The sequence below is a fragment of the Sodalis sp. dw_96 genome, assembly GCF_018449575.1.
GTDB lineage: Bacteria > Pseudomonadota > Gammaproteobacteria > Enterobacterales > Enterobacteriaceae > Acerihabitans.
Genome location: NZ_JAAVUT010000054.1, coordinates 1 through 1,394 on the forward strand (window position 1 = coordinate 1; position 1,394 = coordinate 1,394).

1 protein-coding gene is annotated in these 1,394 nt (G+C 62.6%); it reads left to right on the top strand.

Annotated features, from left to right (window positions below):
- Positions 1-1,394, top strand: a 1,394-nt coding sequence (locus HB631_RS26735) for a hemagglutinin repeat-containing protein (RefSeq protein ID WP_213994204.1), incomplete at both ends; no start/stop codon positions are given.

A 1,394-nucleotide genomic window follows, 5' to 3' on the forward strand; every position in this document is an offset into this window, starting at 1 on the left:
CAAGGCGACTCGCCGGAAAACAACAACACCATCGGCGTCAGCCTCTCTTACGGCAGCCAGAGCGCCAAATCCGAACAACATCATGAACAGCGCATGGCCCAGGGCAGCAGCCTTAGCGCCGGCGGCGCAATGACCGTCACCGCCACCGGCCGGGACGGCGGGGGCGATATCCGCTTGCAGGGCGGCCAGCTCAAGGCGGGCAGCGATATCAGCTTCAAGGCCAGGCAGGATATCCATCTGCTTTCCGCCCTGAGCCATGAAAAAACCGAGGGCAGCAACAGCAGCCAAGGCGGCACGGTGGGGGTGGGCATCGGCGTCGGCCAGGGCGGCTTCGGCATCAGCGTCTTCGCCGGTATCAACAAAGGCAAAGGCAGCGAGAGCGGCAACGGTACCTTCCACACCAACGCCCTGCTGGAGGCGGGTCGGCAGCTCCGCCTTGAAAGCGGACGCGACGCCATATTGTCCGGCGCGCAGGTCAAGGGCGAAACGGTCAAAGCCGATATCGGCCGCCACCTGCTGATGCAAAGCCAACAGGACAGCAATAATTACGATGCCAAACAGCAGAACATCAGCGCCGGCGGCAGCTTCACCTTCGGCTCCATGACCGGCTCGGCCAGCGTCAATATCAGCCGAGACAAGATACAGAGCAACTACAACGCGGTGCAGGAACAGACGGGCCTCTTTGCCGGCAAAGGCGGGGCGGATATCCGGGTAGGGGAACACACCCAGTTGGACGGCGCGGCCATCGCCAGCACCGCCACGGCGGACAAAAACCGTCTGGATACCGGCACCCTGGGGTTCAGCGATATGCACAATGAGGCGAAATTCAGCGCCGAGCATCAAAGCATCGGCATGAGCAGCGGCGGCCCCATCGGCGGGCAGTTCACCGGCAACCTGGCCAACAGCCTGCTGTCGGGGGTCAATCACTCGGGCCAAAGCAGCAATACCACCAAAGCGGCGTTCAGCCCCGGCAGCCTGATAGTGCGCAATCAGTCAGGGCAAACCCAGGATATCGCTACCCTGAGCCGGGATGCGGCGCACGCCCACGAGACCTTAAGCCCGATATTTGATAAAACCAAGGAGCAGGAGCGGCTGCAACAGGCCGGGCTGCTGTCGGATATCGGCAATCAGCTGATAGACATCGTGCGCAGCGAGGCGGCGATCGGCGCCCTCAACGTCGCCAATAAAAAGGTGGAGAATATCAGCGCGGCGGACCGGCAGGAGGCCAGGGAGGCCCTGGCTCAGGGTGATAACCCCAACGTAGCCCCAACGGAAAGGCAAATCCGGGACCATATCCGTGGTAATGCCTATAATGAGGCATTAGCGGATTCCGGTTTCGGCACCGGCGGCGGCAAACTCAAGGCGCTCACGGCGGCGGTAGCGGCGGCGCAGGG